The sequence below is a fragment of the Blastococcus sp. TML/C7B genome, from assembly GCF_016612845.1.
Classification (GTDB): Bacteria; Actinomycetota; Actinomycetes; order Mycobacteriales; family Geodermatophilaceae; genus Blastococcus.
Genome location: NZ_JAEOAA010000001.1, coordinates 488691 through 506525, shown reverse-complemented (window position 1 = coordinate 506525; position 17835 = coordinate 488691). Strand labels below are relative to the sequence as shown.

General features: G+C 74.4%; 16 protein-coding genes and 3 pseudogenes. 13 read left to right on the top strand and 6 right to left on the bottom strand.

Annotation, left to right across the window (positions count from 1 at the left end; genetic code table 11):
- Positions 1–88 precede the first annotated feature (88 nt).
- Positions 89–394: pseudogene (locus JKP76_RS20130) on the top strand (glycine betaine ABC transporter substrate-binding protein); the annotation flags it as partial.
- Between the two features lie 136 nt (positions 395–530).
- The gene (locus tag JKP76_RS20125) at positions 531–1085 is read left to right on the top strand and encodes a glycine betaine ABC transporter substrate-binding protein (protein WP_309232810.1); all 555 of its coding nucleotides are present in this window, start codon (positions 531–533) and stop codon (positions 1083–1085) included.
- 96 nt (positions 1086–1181) lie between these two features.
- Here the strand turns inward: JKP76_RS20125 and JKP76_RS02505 are convergent, their stop codons facing one another.
- Complete coding sequence (locus tag JKP76_RS02505) at positions 1182–1790, bottom strand: DUF1684 domain-containing protein (protein ID WP_200489418.1); 609 nt, start codon at positions 1788–1790, stop codon at positions 1182–1184.
- Positions 1791–1879: 89 nt separating this feature from the next.
- On the opposite strand from JKP76_RS02505, the gene JKP76_RS02500 reads away from it, so the two are divergent.
- The gene (locus JKP76_RS02500; RefSeq protein WP_200489417.1) at positions 1880–3307 is read left to right on the top strand and encodes a DUF6779 domain-containing protein; all 1428 of its coding nucleotides are present in this window, start codon (positions 1880–1882) and stop codon (positions 3305–3307) included.
- A gap of 5 nt (positions 3308–3312) precedes the next feature.
- On the opposite strand, the gene JKP76_RS02495 is transcribed toward JKP76_RS02500, so the two are convergent.
- Entirely contained in the window at positions 3313–4053 is a 741-nt protein-coding gene (locus JKP76_RS02495) for an SDR family oxidoreductase (RefSeq protein WP_207146666.1), read from the bottom strand.
- A gap of 285 nt (positions 4054–4338) precedes the next feature.
- Here JKP76_RS02495 and JKP76_RS02490 point away from each other — a divergent pair, with 285 nt between their 5' ends.
- The 8 genes and pseudogenes from JKP76_RS02490 (at position 4339) to JKP76_RS02460 (ending at position 12252) form a co-directional block, all read left to right on the top strand.
- The gene (locus tag JKP76_RS02490; RefSeq protein ID WP_200489415.1) at positions 4339–5283 is read left to right on the top strand and encodes a Rossmann-like and DUF2520 domain-containing protein; all 945 of its coding nucleotides are present in this window, start codon (positions 4339–4341) and stop codon (positions 5281–5283) included.
- Positions 5280–5456, top strand: a pseudogene (locus tag JKP76_RS23160) (pantoate--beta-alanine ligase); the annotation flags it as partial. The gene JKP76_RS02490 and the pseudogene JKP76_RS23160, both read left to right, overlap by 4 nt.
- 28 nt (positions 5457–5484) lie before the next feature.
- Positions 5485–6138, top strand: coding sequence for a pantoate--beta-alanine ligase (locus tag JKP76_RS02485; RefSeq protein WP_309232809.1), 654 nt, complete (start codon positions 5485–5487; stop codon positions 6136–6138).
- Positions 6135–6560, top strand: coding sequence for an aspartate 1-decarboxylase (gene panD, locus JKP76_RS02480; RefSeq protein ID WP_200489414.1), 426 nt, complete (start codon positions 6135–6137; stop codon positions 6558–6560). Before JKP76_RS02485 ends, panD begins: the two co-directional genes overlap by 4 nt.
- A 25-nt stretch (positions 6561–6585) precedes the next feature.
- Entirely contained in the window at positions 6586–7374 is a 789-nt protein-coding gene (locus tag JKP76_RS02475; RefSeq protein ID WP_200489413.1) for a type III pantothenate kinase, read from the top strand.
- Positions 7375–7385: 11 nt separating this feature from the next.
- Positions 7386–8909: a bifunctional lysylphosphatidylglycerol synthetase/lysine--tRNA ligase LysX gene (gene lysX, locus JKP76_RS02470; RefSeq protein WP_200489412.1), complete on the top strand. Its 1524-nt coding sequence runs from the start codon at positions 7386–7388 to the stop codon at positions 8907–8909.
- A gap of 157 nt (positions 8910–9066) precedes the next feature.
- Positions 9067–9423, top strand: a complete 357-nt coding sequence (locus tag JKP76_RS02465; protein WP_200489411.1) for an Lsr2 family protein — start codon at positions 9067–9069, stop codon at positions 9421–9423.
- A gap of 290 nt (positions 9424–9713) precedes the next feature.
- Positions 9714–12252: pseudogene (locus JKP76_RS02460) on the top strand (ATP-dependent Clp protease ATP-binding subunit).
- 175 nt (positions 12253–12427) lie between these two features.
- Here the strand turns inward: JKP76_RS02460 and JKP76_RS02455 are convergent.
- Complete coding sequence (locus tag JKP76_RS02455; RefSeq protein ID WP_200489410.1) at positions 12428–13330, bottom strand: A/G-specific adenine glycosylase; 903 nt, start codon at positions 13328–13330, stop codon at positions 12428–12430.
- Between the two features lie 77 nt (positions 13331–13407).
- Between JKP76_RS02455 and JKP76_RS02450 the strand changes: the two genes are divergently transcribed.
- On the top strand, positions 13408–14094 hold the full coding sequence (locus JKP76_RS02450) for a MucR family transcriptional regulator (protein WP_200489409.1): 687 nt from the start codon (positions 13408–13410) through the stop codon (positions 14092–14094).
- 126 nt (positions 14095–14220) lie between these two features.
- Positions 14221–14649, top strand: a complete 429-nt coding sequence (locus JKP76_RS02445; protein WP_200489408.1) for a hypothetical protein — start codon at positions 14221–14223, stop codon at positions 14647–14649.
- Here JKP76_RS02445 and disA read toward each other — a convergent pair.
- The 3 genes from disA to JKP76_RS20115 form a co-directional block, all read right to left on the bottom strand.
- On the bottom strand, positions 14640–15725 hold the full coding sequence (gene disA / locus JKP76_RS02440) for a DNA integrity scanning diadenylate cyclase DisA (protein ID WP_200489407.1): 1086 nt from the start codon (positions 15723–15725) through the stop codon (positions 14640–14642). The two genes, JKP76_RS02445 and disA, sit on opposite strands and share 10 nt — an antisense overlap.
- 102 nt (positions 15726–15827) lie before the next feature.
- Positions 15828–17192 (bottom strand): DNA repair protein RadA, encoded by a 1365-nt coding sequence (gene radA / locus JKP76_RS02435; RefSeq protein ID WP_200489406.1) that lies wholly within the window; start codon positions 17190–17192, stop codon positions 15828–15830.
- A gap of 60 nt (positions 17193–17252) precedes the next feature.
- Positions 17253–17813 (bottom strand): copper chaperone PCu(A)C, encoded by a 561-nt coding sequence (locus JKP76_RS20115; RefSeq protein ID WP_200489405.1) that lies wholly within the window; start codon positions 17811–17813, stop codon positions 17253–17255.
- Between the last annotated feature and the right edge of the window lie 22 nt (positions 17814–17835).

Genomic DNA, 17835 nt, shown 5'->3' with positions numbered 1-17835 from the left:
CTGTTCGGTTCGATGGCCTCCGCGGGAGACCTCCCGCCAGACACGCGTGGCTGCAACAAGGCGGCCACGGGACACAGAAGGCGGGCACATGCGCGCGCGACTCCGGATCTTCGCTCCCCTCGCGATGGTGGTGGCCCTGACCGCCGCCTGCGGGGAGTCCGGTTCCTCCGGCTCCGACGACGGCGGCAGCTCCGGCGGCTCGGCCTCGGGCGAGGCCTGCGCCCCGGTCGAGGGCGACCAGCTCGTCGTCCTCGAGGACGACGAGGAGCTCCAGAACGCCGACAACGTCATCCCGGCGGTCAACGCCGCGGCCAGCGCGGCCTCCCCGGCGCTCCTCCCGGCGCTGAACGCCGTCTCCGCGGCGCTGACCACCGACGACCTCGTCGAGCTCAACGCGGCCGTCGACGTCGAGCGCCAGAGCGCCGAGGAGGTCGCGCAGGCCTGGGTCGAGGAGTCCGGCGTCACCGACGGCCTCGAGCAGGGCAGCGGCGCCGTCGTCGTCGGCGGGTCGGAACTTCACCGAGTCCACCGTGCTGGCCACGATCTACGCCGACGTGCTCTCCGCCGCGGGCTTCGACGCCACGGTCCAGGAGGTCGGCAACCGGGAGCTGTACCTGCAGGCGCTCGAGAGCGGGCAGATCCAGGTCTTCCCCGAGTACCTCTCCACCCTGACCGAGTTCCTGGAGGACGACGCCGAGAGCGAGATCGCCTCCGGTGACGTCGACGCCACCCTGGCCGCCCTCCAGCCCCTCGCCGAGGCCAACGGGCTGGTCGTCGGGGAGCCCTCGGAGGCCGCCGACCAGAACGCCTTCGCGGTCACCCAGGCCTTCGCCGACGAGCTCGGCGTCACCACGCTCTCGGAGCTGGCCGACGCGTGCGGCGACGGTTCGCTGGTCCTCGGCGGCCCGGCCGAGTGCCCCGAGCGGCCGTTCTGCCAGCCGGGCCTCGAGGAGACCTACGGCCTGGAGTTCGACAGCTTCCGCGAGCTCGACGCGGGCGGCCCGCTCACCAAGGCCGCCCTCCAGCAGGGCGAGATTTCGATCGGCCTGGTCTTCAGCTCCGACGGCGCGCTCGCCCAGGACTGAGCGAGCCCGGAGACCGTCCTCCCTCACCGCCGAGCGTCCTCCCTCGTGGTGGGCGGTGAGGGAGGACGCTCGATGATCAGGTGACCTGATCCCGGCTCAGTACCACCCGCCGCCGGGGGGCAGCTGCTCCCCGGCGGCGACCGGTGCAGCGAGCCGGTTGCCCTCGGGTGCCAGCGGGCAGGACCAGCGCGGGTCGTAGGCGCAGGACGGGTGGTAGGCCAGGTTGAGGTCGACCACCAGCCGGTCGCCGGTGCCGCCCAGGTCGGCGCCCTTGACCGTGTCGAGCAGGTAGCGCCCACCGCCGTAGGTGGTGCGTCCGGCCGAGCCGTCGCGCAGCGGCAGGAAGACCCCGCCGCCGTACAGCGCGACCCACCACACGTCGAGCCGGCCCAGCCCGGGCAGCGACACCGCCCCGATGCGTTCCAGGGGCACGATCCCGTCGGCCGCCGTCGGGACCTCCAGGCGGGCCGCCCCGGCGGGCTCCAGCACCGGCTCGAACCGGAGCGCGGGGTCGTAGGGGGCGAACGGCAGCCCGTCGAACGACGCCCGCGCGGCGGCGTCCAGGGGCGAGTCGGGGTGCCCGGCGAACAGCTCGTCCCGCCCGTCGCGCCAGGTGCGCCAGCCGCTCTCCGGATCGGCGGCCGCGCGCGCGGCGGCGTAGAGGGCGGCGGTGCGGCGGCGCCAGTCCAGCAGCGAGAGGGTCACCGGGCCACTGTCGCAGGAGGCCGCGACGGCGGCAGGCCGCCGGCCGCCGGAAGGCGGACGGCGAGGTGCTGCGCCGCTACTCTTGGTGCATGCCCCGCGCCCTGGACGACGACGCCGCAGCCGGGGGCACGGACCGCCTCGGCCGGCGCGCCCTCGTCGTCGGCGCGGGCTTCCTGCTGGCGGTCGGTGCCACGCTCGCGGTCTTCCTCACCGACAACCCCCAGCACCTCCGGGTCGCCGTCGTCGCCGTGGCCTGGGCGTTCGTCCTGGCGACCTTCGCCGCCGGCCGCCGCACGGGCGACCGGGCGGCCGCCGCGGCCCGCGAGGGGCAGCTGCGCCGGGCCTACGAGCACGAGCTGGACCTCGAGGTCGCCGCGCGCCGCGAGTACGAGCTGCAGCTGGAGACCGAGCTCCGCCGGGAGAGCGAGCAGGCCATGCGCGCGGAGCTCGACGCGCTCCGCGCCGAGCTGGCCGCCCTCGCCCGGCTGCGCGAGCAGGTGGCCGGCGTGGCCGCGCTGGGCGCCGAGGCCGGAGGGCTGGCCGGGTTGCGCGACGAGGTCGCCCGGGTGGCCGCGATGCGCGACGACCTCGCCGCGCTCGGCGCCCTGCGGCAGGAGCTGGGCCAGCTGCACGAGCTGCGCGCCGACATGGGCCGGCTGCGCGCCGAGCTGACCGAGCAGCTCTCCTCGGAGATGCTCATCGAGCGGATCGTCATGCGCACCCAGGCCAGCCGGGTGCCGGGCGAGGCGACGCGCACGCTGGACGCCGTCTGGTCGGGGGAGGAGCCGCGCGAGCTCACCGGCGGCTGGCCGGCCGTCCGCCTCGACGAGCCGCGGGAGACCCGCCAGGTCGAGCAGGTGCGGGTCGAGCGGACCGAGGTCCGGCCGGGTCCGGCCACGACGGTGTTCCCGGGTGCGCAGCCAGCCCGGCTGGCGCCGCCGCCGATGCCGGCGGCCCAGGCCCAGGCCCCGGTTCAGGCCCCGGTTCCGGCCCCCGCCCCGCCCGCACCCCCGGCGACGACCTCGTTCCCGCTGCTGCCGCCGGCCGAACCGGTGGAGCCCCTCGCGCCGCTGCCGGTCGCGCCGGTCCCGCCGCCGCCGTCCCCGCTGGACTGGCTGGTGGCCCGCGAGCTGCTCGACACCCCCGCCGCGCCGGCGGAGCGCCCGGCGCCCCCGCGGCCGGAGGTGCGGCCGTCCCCGCGCCGCCGCCGCGGCGACGACGCCGAGCTGCCCGCCGCGGACGCGCTGACCGCCGAGCGGCCGGCACCGGTGGCCGGGCGGCCGCGGATCGAGGACCGCGGCGGCTACCGGATCGCGATGCCCGCCCCCGTGCCCGACGCGCAGCCCGCCCCGGCGCCGCCGGCCGGTCCGGAGACCTCTCCGGGCAGCAGCAACCGGCTGGCCGAGATCCTGGCCGAGAACGGCGTCAGCGCCGCCGGGGGTGGCCGCCGTCGGCGCCGCTACCGCGAGGAGGGCGACGCCGACGACGTCCTGTCGCGGGTGCTCGGCCGCGACTGAGGGGCTCAGCGACCCCGGGAGCCCGACCCGCCGTCGAGCACGATGGTCTGCCCGGTGACCCAGCCGGCGCCGTCGCCGAGCAGGTAGGCCGCGGCCTCGCCGACGTCCTCGGGGACGCCCAGCCGGCCCACGGGGTAGCTCGCGGCGACCTCGGCCTCGCGGCCCTCGTACAGGGCCTCGGCGAAGCGGGTCTTCACCACGGCCGGGGCGACCGCGTTGACGCGCACCTTCGGGCCCATCTCGACGGCCAGCTGCGTGGTCAGGTTGATGACCGCGGCCTTGCTCACGCCGTAGCCGCCGATCATCGGCGACGACCGCAGGCCGGCCACCGAGGCCACGAACAGCACCGAGCCGCCGTGCTCGGACATCCACGCCCGCCAGGCCTGCTGCACGAGGTCGAGCGAGGCGACGACGTTGGTGTCGAGGATCTTGCGGAAGGCGTCGGGCTCCAGGTCCATCATCGGGCCGTAGACCGGGTTGATGCCGACGTTCCCGACCAGCATGTCGAGGCTGCCGAACGTCTCGATCGCGGTGCGTACCGCTGTGGCGCGGTGCTCCGCGTCGCCCGCGTTGCCCGCGACGGCCACGGCCACGTCGGGTCCGCCGAGCTCCTCGACCGCCGCGGCGAGCGCCTCGGGCTTGCGGGCGGTCAGGACCACCTTGGCCCCGCGCTTCACCAGGCTGTGGGCGATGCCCAGGCCGATCCCGCGGCTGCCGCCGGTCACCAGGGCGGTCCGCCCCTCCATCTCGCTCACGAGTCCTCCTCGCCGTTGGGGTGTTCCCGGTCACGGTAGGGGCGGCCCCCCGCGGGGTGGCGGCCCCCTCGGGTGAGCCATGCCACACCCCCTGCGCGTTGCGCATACGGACGAGGGAGTTCCAGACTCGCCCACGGCGTTCTCCCTGCGCGACACCCGACCGGTTGCAGCAGGACCCGCCCGCACGATCCGCCCGACCCGCACGACCCGGCTCCCGACCCTGGGTGCCGAACCGACGTCCGGTACCCGCGAGGGACTGGAACGAGAGGTGCACCGATGCCTGCTGCCCGCAGGAACCCCCGCGCCGCCGGGATCCCCGACGCGCACGACGCCCCCGCCCGTCTGCGCGTGGGCATCATCGGCGCCGGCCGCGTCGGTGCCGTCCTCGGCGCCGCGCTCTCCGCCGCCGGTCACGACGTCGTCGCCGCCTCCGGCCTGTCGGCCGCCTCGCACCTGCGCGCGGCCCGTCTGCTGCCCGGCGTCCCGCTGCTGCCCGCCGACCAGGTGGTCGCCGCTGCCGACCTCGTCGTCCTCGCCGTCCCCGACGACACGCTCCCCGGGCTGGTCGCCGGCCTCGCCGAGACCGGTGCCTGGCGCGCCGGCCAGCTGGCCTTCCACACCTCCGGAGCGCACGGCCTGGCCGTGCTCGCCCCGGCCGAGCGGGCCGGCGTGCTGCCGCTCGCCCTGCACCCCGCCATGACGTTCACCGGCGCCGTCGAGGACGCCGACCGGCTCTCCGGCTCGCCCTTCGGGGTGACCAGCGCCCCGGCCTACCGGCCGGTCGCCGAGACCCTGGTCCTGGAGATGGGCGGCGAGCCGTTCTTCGTGGCCGAGGCCGACCGGACGCTGTACCACGCGGCCCTGGTCACCGGCGCCAACCACCTGGTCACCCTGGTCGCGGAGGCGGCGGACCTGCTGCGCACCGCGGGGGTCGCCGAGCCGGCGCGGATCCTGGCGCCGCTGCTGACCGCCGCCCTGGACAACGGGCTGCGCCGCGGCGACAGCGGCCTCACCGGCCCGGTCAGCCGCGGGGACGTCGGCACCGTCGGCCGCCACCTCGAGACGCTCACCGAGCGCGCTCCCGAGTCGGTCGCCGCCTACGTGGCGATGGCGCACCGCACCACCGAGCGGGCGCTGGCCGCGGGCCGGCTCAAGCCGCACGAGGGGGCGCCGCTGCTCGACCTGCTGGCCGCCTCCCGTGACGAGGCGGGCTCCCGGTGACCGCGGTGCGCGGCACCCCCGCCGTCGCCGAGACGGTCGCCGACCTGCGCGAGCTGCTCGCCGCGCTGCCCGGACCGGTCGCGCTGGTGCCGACCATGGGCGCGCTGCACGAGGGCCACCGCACGCTGGTGCGCGCCGCCCGCGAGCGCGCGGCCACCGTCGTCGTCTCGGTGTTCGTCAACCCGACCCAGTTCGCCCCGGGTGAGGACTTCGACCGCTACCCCCGCACCCTGGGACGCCGACCTCGCGGCGCTGGCCGAGGAGGGCGCCGACGTGGTGTTCCACCCGCCGGTCGACGAGGTCTACCCGCCCGCCGCGGTCGGGGTGACCGTCGACCCCGGCCCGCTCGGCTCGGTGCTGGAGGGCGCGGTCCGCCCCGGGCACTTCGCCGGCGTGCTGACCGTCGTCGCCAAGCTGTTCGGCCTGGTGCGCCCCGACACCGCCTGCTTCGGCGAGAAGGACTACCAGCAGCTCACCCTCGTGCGCGCCATGGCGCGGGAGCTGGCGCTGCCGGTCGAGGTGGTCGGCGTGCCGACCGTGCGGGAGGACGACGGCCTGGCGCTGTCCAGCCGCAACCGCTACCTGGACCCGGAGCAGCGGGCCGCCGCCGCGACGATCTCCGCCGCGCTGCGCGCGGGAGCCGCGGCCGGCCCGCAGGGCGCCGACGCCGTCCTGGCCGCCGCCCGCGCCGTGCTCGCCGAGCGCCCCGACCTGCTCCAGGACTACCTCGAGCTCACCGATACCGATCTGGGGCCGGCGCCCGCCGCCGGTCCCGCCCGCCTGCTGGTCGCCGTCCGCGCCGGCAGCACCCGGCTCCTCGACAACACCGCCGTCCGACTGGGAGACCCCCGATGATGCGCACGATGCTCAAGTCCAAGATCCACCGTGCGACGGTGACCCAGGCCGACCTGCACTACGTCGGCTCGGTCACGGTGGACGAGGACCTCCTCGACGCCGCCGACCTCATCCCCGGCGAGCAGGTCGCCATCGTCGACATCACCAACGGCGCCCGGCTGGAGACCTACGTGATCCCGGGCGAGCGCGGCACCGGCGTGATCGGCATCAACGGCGCCGCCGCGCACCTCGTGCACCCCGGCGACCTGGTCATCCTGATCAGCTACGGGCTCATGGACGAGACCGAGGCCAAGAGCTACATCCCCACGGTCGTGCACGTGGACGCCGACAACCGGGTCGTGGAGCTCGGCGGCGACCCGTCGGCCCCCGTGCCCGGGGCGACCGACCAGCGGCGCAGCGACCTCGGCGTCCCGGTCCGGTGACCGCCCGGCCGGGGAGGACGCGGCCGTGCTGCTGACCGTCGACGTCGGCAACAGCCAGACCGTCCTCGCCACGTTCGACGGCGCCACGCGGGTCGGCTCGTGGCGGGTCACCACCGCGCCGCGGGCGACCTCCGACGAGCTGCTCATGCTCTGGCGCGGGCTGCTCCGCGACACCACGGTCACCGGCGTCGCCGCGTGCTCGGCGGTGCCGGCGCTGCTGCCCGCGCTGCGCCGGCTGATGGACTCCCTCGAGGTGCCGGTGGTCCTCATCGGCCCCGGCGTGCGCACCGGCGTCCCCCTGCACGTGGACAACCCGCGGGAGGTCGGTGCCGACCGCGTGGTCACCGCGCTGGCCGCCCACGAGCTGTTCGGGCGCGGCCCCGACGGCGCCGGGCGGCCGGTCGTCGTCGTCGACTTCGGGACCTCGACCAACGTCGACGCCGTCGGCCCCGGCGGGCAGTTCCTCGGTGGCGCGCTGGCCCCGGGCGTCGTGGTCAGCCACGACGCGCTGGCCTCCCGCGCCGCCCAGCTGCGCTCGGTGGAGCTCACCGCCCCGCCGCACGCCATCGGCAAGAACACCGTCAGCGCGCTGCAGTCCGGGCTGGTGCTCGGCTTCGCCGGGCTCGTCGACGGGCTGGTCGCGCGCATCGCGGCGGAGCTCGTCGCGCAGTTCGGCACCCCGCCGGTCGTCGTCGCCACCGGCGGCCTGGCCCCGCTGATCGCCGACAACTGCCGGACGATCTCCGAACGGGAGCCCGACCTCACCGTGCACGGCCTGCGCCTGGCCTTCGAGCGGCAGCAGGCGCGCCCGTAGGCTCGGCCCCCGTGAACGACGCACCGAACGGCCCGGCCGCGGACGACGACGGCAGTATCGACGAGCTGCCCGAGCAGATGCGGGTGCGCCGCGCCAAGCTCGACCGGCTGCGCGACTCCGGGGTCGACCCCTACCCGGTGACCGTCCCGCGGACGACGACGCTGGCCGCGGTCCGCGCCGCGCACCCCGACCTCGAGCCGGACACCATGACCGGCGAGCAGGTCGGCGTCACCGGCCGGGTCATCTTCTTCCGCAACACCGGCAAGCTGTGCTTCGCGACGCTGCGCGAGGGCGACGCCGAGCTGCAGGTGATGCTCTCTCGCGACCGCGTCGGCGAGGAGTCGCTGGCGGCGTGGAAGGCCGACGTCGACCTCGGGGACCACGTGCTGGTCACCGGCGAGGTCGGGACGTCGCGCCGCGGGGAGCTGTCGGTGTTCGCCGGCTCGTGGCAGCTGACCGCCAAGGCGCTGCGCCCGCTGCCGGTGGCGCACAAGCCGATGAGCGAGGAGCTGCGGGTCCGCCGCCGCTACGTCGACCTGATCGTGCGCGACGAGGCGCGCCGCACCGTGCGCCAGCGCGCCACGGTGATGTCCTCGCTGCGCGCCGGGCTCACCGCGCGCGGCTACCTCGAGGTCGAGACGCCGATGCTGCAGACGGTGCACGGCGGTGCCGCCGCCCGGCCGTTCCGCACGCACATGAACGCCTTCGACCTGGATCTGTACCTGCGCATCGCGCCCGAGCTGTTCCTCAAGCGCTGCATCGTCGGCGGGCTGGACCGCGTCTTCGAGATCAACCGCAACTTCCGCAACGAGGGCGCGGACAGCTCGCACTCGCCGGAATTCGCGATGCTCGAGGCCTACCAGGCCTATGCGGACTACCAGGAGATGGCGACGGTCACCCGCGAGCTGATCCAGGACGCGTCGGTCGCGCTGTTCGGCGACCACACCGCCCGGCACCACGACGGCACCGAGGTGGACCTGTCCGGGGAGTGGCCGCAGATCCCGCTGTACACCGCGGTCTCCGACGCGGTGGGGGAGGAGATCACGCCGGAGACGCCGATCGCGACGCTGCGCGCGGTCGCCGAACGGCACGACGTCGGCGTCGATCCCGCGTGGCTGCCCGGAAAGGTCGTCGAGGAGATCTTCGAGGCACTGGTGCAGGACTCGCTGCAGTCGCCGACCTTCGTCATCGACTACCCGGTGGACACCTCGCCGCTCACCCGCGCGCACCGGACGACGCCGGGGCTCGCGGAGAAGTGGGACCTCTACATCGGGGGCATCGAGCGGGCCACCGCCTACTCCGAGCTGGTCGACCCGGTCGTGCAGCGGGAACGGTTCACCGCCCAGGCCGTGCTGGCCGCCGCCGGCGACCCCGAGGCCATGGCACTGGACGAGGACTTCCTGGAGGCGCTCGAGTACGGAATGCCGCCGACCGGCGGTATGGGCATGGGCATGGACCGCCTCATGATGACCCTCACCGGACTGGGTATTCGCGAGACCATCCTCTTCCCGCTGGTCCGCCCCCTCACTTCCTGAACCATTGCGAGAACCCGAGTTTCTGTTACCGCTCCATTCAGTGACTTAGTCGAACGGGTGCGACTAATGGTCGACCGATGTGGTTTGATGATTTCGTCGCCGACGGCGACGCACCCATCCGATCACGGGGCTGGGAAAACAGAAGTGAGGAACGTGAATGGCTCGCAAGGTACAGGTCATCCTGAGTGACGACCTCGACGAGAATCTCCCCGCCGACGAGACCGTGAGCTTCTCGCTCGACGGCACCTCGTACGAGATCGACCTCGCCGAGAAGAACGCCGCCGAACTGCGCGACGCGTTCTCCCGCTACGTGTCGGCCGCCCGCAAGGTCGGCCGTGGCAGCCGCGGCAGCGGTGGCGCCTCCGGCGGTGGCCGCTCGCGCGCGACCGGCGGCCGCATGGACCGCGAGCAGGCCGGCGCGATCCGCGACTGGGCCCGCAAGAACGGCCACCAGGTCAGCGACCGCGGCCGCATCCCGGCCGGTGTGGTCGAGGCCTACGAGGCCGCGCACTGAGCCGTTCCACCCGCACGTCCGAGAGGCCCGTCTCCCCCCCGGGGAGGCGGGCCTCCGGCGTTCCCGGGGCCGGCCGGCGTCCGCTGACGGCGTAACCCCGGCGGAACAGCACCCCACCGGGTTCCGTTGGACCAGGCAGCCATCCACCACGCCCGTCGGACCGCGACGGGACGGAGTGGTTCGCGACTACAGTGGAATGACCGGTGCCCCCAGCGCCGACGGATGTCGGGTGCTCCTCCCCGCCCAGGGGAGGACAGTGCCGGACCAGCCGGTCGAAGGAGAAGCAGCAGATGTTCGAACGGTTCACCGACCGAGCCCGCCGTGTCGTCGTCCTGGCCCAGGAAGAGGCCCGGATGCTCAACCACAACTACATCGGCACCGAGCACATCCTCCTGGGCCTGATCCACGAGGGTGAAGGCGTCGCTGCCAAGGCCCTGGAGTCCCTGGGCATCTCGCTCGAGGGCGTCCGCCAGCAGGTCGAGGAGATCATCGGGCAGGGCCAGCAGGCGCCGTCCGGCCACATCCCCTTCACCCCGCGGGCCAAGAAGGTCCTCGAGCTCTCGCTGCGCGAGGCGCTCCAGCTCGGCCACAACTACATCGGCACCGAGCACATCCTGCTCGGCCTGATCCGCGAGGGCGAGGGCGTCGCCGCCCAGGTCCTCGTCAAGCTCGGCGCCGACCTGAACCGCGTCCGCCAGCAGGTCATCCAGCTGCTCTCCGGCTACCAGGGCAAGGAGCCGGCCGCGGCCGGCGGCCCGGCCGAGGGCACGCCGTCGACGTCGCTGGTGCTCGACCAGTTCGGCCGCAACCTGACCCAGGCCGCGCGTGACCAGAAGCTCGACCCGGTCATCGGGCGGGCCAAGGAGATCGAGCGGGTCATGCAGGTGCTGTCCCGCCGCACCAAGAACAACCCGGTTCTCATCGGCGAGCCCGGCGTCGGCAAGACCGCCGCCGTCGAGGGCCTGGCGCAGGCCATCGTCAAGGGCGAGGTGCCCGAGACGCTGAAGGACAAGCAGCTCTACACCCTCGACCTGGGTGCGCTCGTCGCCGGTTCCCGCTACCGCGGTGACTTCGAGGAGCGGCTGAAGAAGGTCCTCAAGGAGATCCGCACCCGCGGCGACATCATCCTGTTCATCGACGAGATCCACACCCTCGTCGGGGCGGGTGCCGCCGAGGGCGCCATCGACGCCGCCAGCATCCTCAAGCCCATGCTGGCCCGCGGCGAGCTGCAGACCATCGGCGCCACCACGCTGGACGAGTACCGCAAGCACCTGGAGAAGGACGCCGCGCTCGAGCGCCGCTTCCAGCCCATCCAGGTCAGCGAGCCGACCCTCGCCCACACGGTGGAGATCCTCAAGGGCCTGCGGGACCGCTACGAGGCGCACCACCGGATCAGCATCACCGACGCCGCCCTGGTGGCCGCCGCGACGCTGGCCGACCGGTACATCTCCGACCGTTTCCTCCCGGACAAGGCGATCGACCTGATCGACGAGGCCGGCGCCCGGATGCGGATCAAGCGGATGACCGCCCCGCCGGACCTGCGCGAGTTCGACGACCGGATCGCGGCCATCCGCCGCGAGAAGGAGTCGGACCATCGACGCCCAGGACTTCGAGAAGGCCGCGTCCCTGCGCGACACCGAAAAGACCCTGCTGGGCGAGAAGGCCGAGCGCGAGAAGCAGTGGAAGGCCGGCGACATGGACGTCGTCGCCGAGGTGGACGAGGAGCAGATCGCCGAGGTCCTGGCGAACTGGACCGGCATCCCGGTCTTCAAGCTCACCGAGGAGGAGACCTCGCGGCTGCTCCGCATGGAGGACGAGCTCCACAAGCGGATCATCGGCCAGGAAGAGGCCATCAAGAGCGTCAGCCAGGCGATCCGGCGCACGCGCGCGGGCCTCAAGGACCCGCGCCGTCCCGGCGGCTCGTTCATCTTCGCCGGCCCCTCGGGTGTCGGTAAGACCGAGCTGGCCAAGGCGCTGGCGAACTTCCTCTTCGGCGAGGACGACGCGCTCATCCAGATCGACATGAGCGAGTTCCACGACCGCTTCACCGTGTCCCGTCTCGTCGGTGCCCCTCCCGGTTACGTCGGTTACGACGAGGGCGGCCAGCTGACCGAGAAGGTGCGGCGCAAGCCGTTCTCGGTGGTCCTCTTCGACGAGATCGAGAAGGCGCACGCGGACGTGTTCAACACGCTCCTGCAGGTGCTGGAGGACGGTCGGCTCACCGATGGTCAGGGCCGCATCGTGGACTTCAAGAACACGATCCTGATCCTCACGACCAACCTCGGCACGCGGGACATCTCGAAGGCCGTCGGGCTCGGTTTCCAGGCCGGCAACGACGACCAGTCGAACTACGAGCGCATGAAGCTCAAGGTCAACGAGGAGCTCAAGCAGCACTTCCGGCCGGAGTTCCTCAACCGCATCGACGACATCGTCGTGTTCCACCAGCTGACCGAGAACGAGATCATCCACATCGTCGACCTGATGGTCGCCCGGGTGGAGAGCCAGCTGGCGAACAAGGACATGGCGCTGGAGATCACGCCCGCGGCCAAGAAGCTCCTGGCCGCCCGTGGCTTCGACCCCGTCCTGGGTGCCCGGCCGCTGCGCCGGACCATCCAGCGCGAGATCGAGGACGCGCTGAGCGAGAAGATCCTCTACGGCGAACTGTCCGCGGGGCAGATCATCGTGGTGGACGTCGACGACGCGGAGGGCCCGGCGCAGAAGTTCACCTTCCGCGGCGAGGCCAAGCCGGTCGACCTGCCCGACACCCCACCGGTCGCCCTGTCGGGCGCCGAGGGTGACGAGGACGGTTCGTCGGCCGCCGCAGAGTAAGCACACGACGCCGAAGAGGCCCGTCTCCCGTGAGGGAGGCGGGCCTCTTCGCACGCCCGGGCCGCCTCGTGCTGGGATCAGGTGACTTGATCGTGGAGCGTCCACCCTCACCGCACACCGTGAGGGAGGACGCTCGGCGGTGAGGGAGGACTGCCGGGCGCGGCCCGGGGATCCTTCAGTGCGGCAACCGGAAGAGGCCGTCCTCGGTCTGCTCGACCAGGCCGTCGGCGAGCAGCGAGTCCAGGCAGCGCGAACGCTGGACGGGTTCGGCCCAGGCGGGTTCGAGGGCCGCGGCGTCCACCGGGCCGGAGGCGGCGCGGAGGACGTCGAGCAGCCGGCCGCGCACCTGGCGGTCGGTGCCCGCGAACTTCTGCACCCGCCGCGCGGGGCCCTCGTGCGCCGGCGAGCCGGCCAGCCGCCAGGCGCAGCGGTCCCGCACCGGGCAGGCCCCGCAGCGCGGGCTGCCGGCGACGCACACCAGCGCCCCGAGCTCCATGACCGCCACCGAGAAGCGCACCGCCCGCTCGTCGTCCTCGGGCGCCAGGGCGGCGACGTCGTCGAGGTCCGCGGCCCGGGCCGTGCCGGCCTCGGCCCGGCCGTGCACCAGCCGGGCGACGACGCGGCGCACGTTGGTGTCGACCACCGGCTGACGCTGCCCGTAGCCGAAGCAGGCCACGGCACGGGCGGTGTAGGTGCCCACCCCCGGCAGCGCCTCGAGCTCCTCCACCGACGACGGGACGACGTCGCCGTGCCGCTCGGCGATCGCCGCCGCGGCCTCGCGCAGCCGCAGCGCCCGGCGCGGGTAGCCGAGCTTGCCCCAGGCCCGGATGACGTCGGCCGGGCTCGCGGCGGCCAGCGCCGACGGCGTGGGCCAGCGCTCCAGCCACTCCCGCCAGACGGGTTCCACGCGGGCCACCGGCGTCTGCTGCAGCATCACCTCGCTGACCAGCACCGCCCAGGCATCCACGCCGGGCCGGCGCCACGGCAGGTCGCGGGCGGCTGTGGCGAACCAGTCGACGATCACCTCGCCGGCGTCCGGTCCGGCGTGCGGCACGGGGCGGGTGGGAAGGCTGGTCACGGGGGTCCAGTGTGCCGTCCCGCGGGCGCGGCGTGCCGGGTCGGGCGGCACGGCCGCGCCCGGATAGCGTTCCGGGCGTGCTGCACCCGGTCGGACCCCTGCCGGCGCGCGTCTACTGGCGTCGCCGGCTGGTCGTGCTGGGGGCGCTGCTGGCCGTGCTCGGCGCGGGCACCTGGGGCGGCATCGCGCTGCTGACCGGTGGCTCCGCCGGCCCCCGGGGCATCACGCCGGAGGCCGCGGAACCGGCGCCCACGCCCGCCCTGGAGCGGGTCGTCCCCTCGCTCGGCGCCGTCCGGACCCCGGCCGCGCCCGAGCCGGAGACGGCCGTCCCTCCGCCGGAGGAGACGGTGGCGGCCGCGCCCCAGCCCGAGGCCGGGGGGCCCTGCGGCGACGACGCGCTCGCGGTCGAGGTGCGCTCACCGGGCTCGGCCGCGGTGGGCAGCAAGCCGCTGTTCGAGCTGGTCGTCGTGAACACCTCGGCGGTGCCCTGCGTCCGCGACCTGGACAAGGCGCTGCAGGAGCTGATCCTGGTCGACGGCACCGGTCAGCGGGTGTGGGGGAGCAACGACTGCTTCCCCGAGTCCGGCACCGACGTACGCACCCTGGCGCCCGGCGAGCCGGTGGTCTTCCCGGTGCGCTGGGGCGGGCTCACCAGCGCCCCGGACTGCGCCGGCGAGCGCACCCCGCCGCCGGCGGGCAGCTACGCCGTCCGCGGCCGGCTGGACACGGTCGGCTCCCCGGACGCCACGCTCACGCTCACCTGATCGCTGCACGGGCGCCGGTCCGTCCGACGGCGTCGCGGCTCCCGGCCGTAATGTTCACCGCCCGACATGAGGCGTGTGACGGGTGCCCGCCAGCCATCGACGGCCGATGACGTCCGGAGCCTCCCGGTGTGGCGGCGCACCGGACTGGTGACGGGCTGGGCTGCCCCGGTCCTCGCCGGAGCAGCAGGCGTTGTATGGCTGCTGGACGGGGCGGAGCAGGAGGAGCCCGGGAGCGTCCTGTTCCTCCTGGCCGTCGGCGCGATCGTTGCCACCGTGTGCGCCTTCGCGTTCCTGCGCCGCGTCTGGGCGGTGGCGGAGCTCGCCGGCGACCCGATCGCCGTCCGGTGTCGCCGGTGGGCCGACGGGGCGGTCGCGACCTGGGGCGTCGCCCTACTCCTCCGCGTGCTCGTCGAGCAGCTGCTGCATCGTGGTGGCGTCTGGCTCGACGTGGTCACGACCGCGCTCGGTGCGGTCGCCGTGGTGGCCTACGTCCGCGTGCTCGTGCTGACCACCCGTTGGGGCCCTGCGCCGAGCGCCGGTGGGGATCAGCTGTAGCGGTCGAGGATCGAGGTCTCGGCCAGCCGGGACAGCCCCTCGCGGATGCCGCGGGCGCGGGCCTCGCCGACGCCCTCGACGGCCAGCAGGTCCTCGATGGTGGCGGCCAGCAGCTTCTGCAGGCCGCCGAAGTGCTCGACCAGCCGGTCGATGATGCCCGAGGGCAGCCGGGGCACCCGGTTGAGCAGCCGGTAGCCGCGCGGGCTGACGGGGGAGTCCAGGGCGTCCGGCGAGGTGGGCAGCCCGTAGCAGCGGGCCACCGCGGAGAGGTCGAGCAGCTCGGTCGCGGTCAGCGCCCGCAGGTCGGTGAGCACCTGGTCGATGGTGCGCACGCGGCGGCCACCGTCGGGCAGGTAGTCGCGGACCAGCAGGCCGCGGTCCTCCTCGACGCCGGCCAGCATCTCGTCGAGCTGGAGCGCCAGCAGCCGGCCGTCGGTGCCCAGCTCGACGACGAAGCCCTCGATCTCGTCGGCGATGCGGCGGACCATCTCCAGCCGCTGGCTGACGCTCATCGCGTCGCGGACGGTGACGAGGTCCTCGATCTCCAGCGCCGAGAGGGTGCTGGCCACCTCGTCCAGGCGCAGCTTGTAGCGCTCCAGCGCCGCGAGGGCCTGGTTGGCGCGGGCCAGGATCGTGGTCGGGTGCTCGAGGGTGTAGCGGCGCCCGGCCACGTAGACGCTGATGATGTGCATCGACTGGCTGACCGAGATCACCGGGAAGCCGGTCTGGATCGCCACCCGCTCCGCGGTGCGGTGCCGGGTGCCCGACTCCTCGGTCGGCACGGTCGGGTCGGGCATGAGGTGCACGCCGGCGCGCACGATGCGGCTGCCGTCGTAGGAGACGATGACCGCGCCGTCCATCTTGGCCAGCTCGCGGAGCCGGGTCGCCGACAGCGCGACGTCCAGCGCGAACCCGCCGGTGCACAGCGACTCGACCACGCGGTCGTACCCGAGCACGATGAGCGCCCCGGTCCGGCCGGCGAGGATGCGCTCCAGACCGTCGCGCAGGGCGGTGCCCGGAGCGATCCGGCCGAGGAGTTCGCGCAAGGCGACCTCGGGGTCCTCAGCGGCGGGCACGAGCGCTCCTGACGGTCGAGAGGTACGGGCACCGAGTCTACGTGCCCGGTGTCCGGAGGACCGGGCTCCGGGTCAGCCTGCCAGATCCGGAACCTGGCCGGTTCAGAGGAGGCGGGCGAACACCGACCCCAGGTCGCCCACCTCGACCAGCCGCATGCCCGCGGGCGCCGGGCCGGCGTCCGGCGGGACGAACGCGACCTGGTAGCCCTGCCGGGCCGCCTCGGCCAGCCGGCGGCCGGTGCCGCCCACCCGCCGGATCTCGCCGGAGAGCCCGACCTCGCCCAGGGCGATCACCCCGGGGGGCAGCGCGCGGTCCCGGGACGCCGAGGCGATCGCCAGGGCCAGCGCGAGGTCGGCGGCGGGCTCGGCGATGCGCACACCCCCGACCGAGGCGGTGAAGACGTCGGCGTCGGCCAGCTTGACCCCGCCGCGCCGCTCGACGACGGCGTTGACCATGGCCACCCGCTGGGCGTCCAGGCCGCTGACCGCGCGGCGCGGCGACCCGCCGCCCGACGAGCTGGCGACCAGCGCCTGCACCTCGGCCAGCAGCGGCCGGCTGCCCTCCATGGTCACCGTGACGCAACTGCCGGGCACGGGCGCCGCCCGGCGGGAGACGAACAGCGCCGAGGGGTCGGGGACGCCGACGACGCCGGTGTCGCCGATCTCGAAGCAGCCGATCTCGTCGGCCGGGCCGAAGCGGTTCTTGGTGGCCCGGACCAGCCGCAGGGTGGAGTGCCGCTCGCCGTCGAAGGCGACGACGACGTCCACGAGGTGCTCGAGGGTGCGCGGACCGGCGATCGCGCCGTCCTTGGTCACGTGGCCGACCAGGATGGTCGTCATCCCGCGGCTCTTGGCGACGGCGGTCAGCGCGCTGGCGACCGCGCGGACCTGCGTGGCGCCGCCGTCGGTGCCGTCGCCCGGGGAGCGCACGGTCTGCACGCTGTCGAGGACGAGCAGCGTCGGGGCGACCTGCTCCACGTGGGAGAGGACGGCGGACAGCTCGGTCTCCGCGGCGAGGTAGAGCCGCTCGTGCAGGGCGCCGATGCGCTCGGCCCGCAGCCGCACCTGGCCGGCGGACTCCTCGCCCGACACGACCAGCGCGGGGCCGTTGCGCTCGGCGACCCGGTGGGCCACCTCGAGCAGCAGGGTGCTCTTGCCGACCCCGGGCTCCCCGGCGACCAGCAGTACCGCACCGGGCACGAGGCCGCCGCCGAGCACCCGGTCGAACTCGGAGATGCCGGTGGGGACCGCCCGGGCCCCGGCGAGCTCCACCTCGGCGATCGGCCGGGCGGGCGCGGTCACCGGGCCGGCCGTCACCGCGCGCAGCGACGGGGCGGCGGTGCCGATCTCCTGGATCGTGCCCCAGGCCTGGCACTCGGGGCAGCGGCCCACCCACTTGGCCGAGGCGTAGCCGCACTCGGTGCAGCGGTGGGCAGGGCGGGCGGTCTTCACTCCAGCGGGCGGCACGCCGCGACGTTAACCCGGCCCACCGACAGGACGCGGGAGCCGGAGAGGAGCGGGTACCGCTTACTCCTCGGAGTGGTGGAAGTCGAAGCCCTCCTCGCGCTCGAGCTCCGAGGACGGGGTGGCGACCGTGGCGCGCACGGTCACCTCGCCGGCGTTCTCGAAGGTCAGCACGAGGCTCACGGCCTGCCCGACGGTCAGGTCCTCGTCGAGGTCGCTCAGGGTGATCGTGGCGTCGTCGGAGCCGACGAAGACGGTGCCGCCCGCAGGCACCTCGAGGCCGCCGGAGCGGGCCGAGCCGGTGGAGGCGCCGGTGGCCGAGCCGTCCTGGATCTCGGCGTCGCCGAAGCCCTCGCCCTCGACCGAGACCAGCGTGTCCGCCTCGCCCCCGGTGTTGACGATCGCCATCGTGACCTCGGCGTCGTCCCCGGCGTCGTAGCTGCCGCTGCGCGGGAAGGCCAGGTGCACCTGGCGGAGCAGGATGTCGCCGACCTCCCCCATGGCGCCGACCTTGTCCCGTTCCTGGGTGGCGGTCTGGGCGACCTGGCCCGCCGAGCACGCGGAGAGGGCGATGGGGGAGAACAGAGCAACGCCCACGATGGCGGCCCGCAGAGCGCGGTTCACAGCCGTCGACCTCCACACAGGT